Below are 1422 nucleotides of genomic sequence, written 5' to 3' on the forward strand. Positions count from 1 at the left end.
TGGCTAATCAGCCGGCTTCGTTCATTGTTTGACGCATTCAGGCAAGGAGGGCGTGCATGACCAGCCAGCAACCGAAGTTGAAGAAATGGCAGATATTCGCCCTGGGAGGCATAATCGCAGGACTGGCTATCCTAATCACTGTAGGAACCATCCGCGAGAAAGCCAGCGAACAGGCCGCCCAGCCCACGAACGCTCCGGTCGCGTCCGAAACGCCAAAGCCTGAGCAGGTTCTGACCATACACAACAGCAAGGACTTTGCCGCACTCCTAACCGGACCGGACAACGACTGGGATGTTTTCAAAGCGTTCGCTGCCAAGTACCAGGGCAGGACGATTGAGTTCGACGGAAACGTCGCCTCCAGAAGAGATCACGGCGACTTTAGATATGACTTCTTGATTCTTACTGGGAACTACGGTGAATCGCCAAGGACGGGACCCAACTTTAAATTCAGTGGCGTAAATGTCCGTGACCTGCATCTGACAGGCCCAACCATTCCAGAAGTTGTGGGCGCGGGAGACAATGTCCACGTCATAGCTAAACTTGATGACTACAACAGGGTTCAAGGACTCTTCCTCCTTGACCCAATCTCTACAGAGATCAGATAGAGGGAAAGGCCCTGCGATTGATCGGCTGAGACGTGCGGACGTGATGGCGCAGGAAGGGGGCGGTGGGTGAGCCTGCTACGCCGGTCTGCCGGACGATTCTGTGCATTCAAGCGAAGTCTGGGCGCTGTAAAACTATGTTTAAGCGTGGCCTTTACGGTCGGCCTGGGCGAATGGCTTACCACATCGCCTTGGTCAATGATCGTCGTTGCGCTGACTACAGGTGCTTCCGCGACCTGACGGTCCAACGCGGACCGCATAGCACTCTGGCTGCGAGGCAACGCTCGCATGACGAGCGATGTTCTAAATTGACCTGCCTTTCTAAGGTCCACCTTGGCAGTATTCAGGCAGCAGCCGAGGGCACCGTCTGTGGAGCAGTCGGCGTCACCGCACCCGGATTACAGCACGCTAAAGTTCGGGGATATATAAGCAAAAGTCGGGAAAACCCAGACGTGAGTGCGCGGACAGTGTCGATAAGACCGATACCGGATTGTGACACACTTTCGTGTTCACGATTCGCGACGGAATGCCTTGCTCAGGGTTCCGTTCACCAATTTGGATGCTACCGGCGTTGGGTGATCGTGGGCCGGTCGTTCACCTATGTGGGTGCCATTGATGAGATGCTCCCAGCGCGATGAGTGTGACGCGGGTTCCAGAAGCAGGGCAGCGGCGGACACTCGTGAAACGACGGGTATCGCGCTGACTAGAACCCACATCTAGGCCCAGCAACTGTAAGAGTCTTCGTGGTTGTTTATCCATTGTGTCCGGAAGGCCTCGGGGGTGAGGCCGTCCAGCGATCCGTGTGGCCTGTAGGAGTTGT

1 protein-coding gene is annotated in these 1422 nt (G+C 55.9%); it reads left to right on the forward strand.

The features are described from left to right. The first annotated feature begins 56 nt into the window (after window positions 1-56). Window positions 57-605, forward strand: coding sequence for a DUF4839 domain-containing protein (locus A3E1_RS42030; RefSeq protein ID WP_020523638.1), 549 nt, complete (start codon window positions 57-59; stop codon window positions 603-605). The last annotated feature ends 817 nt before the right edge of the window (window positions 606-1422 follow it).

Origin of the sequence: Catelliglobosispora koreensis DSM 44566 (genome assembly GCF_000379685.1) — a bacterium.
GTDB lineage: Bacteria > Actinomycetota > Actinomycetes > Mycobacteriales > Micromonosporaceae > Catelliglobosispora > Catelliglobosispora koreensis.

Bases quoted from the DNA above. Each gene is read 5' to 3' on its own strand.
- A3E1_RS42030 (WP_020523638.1), top strand. From the start codon at position 57: ATGACCAGCCAGCAACCGAAGTTGAAGAAATGGCAGATATTCGCCCTG.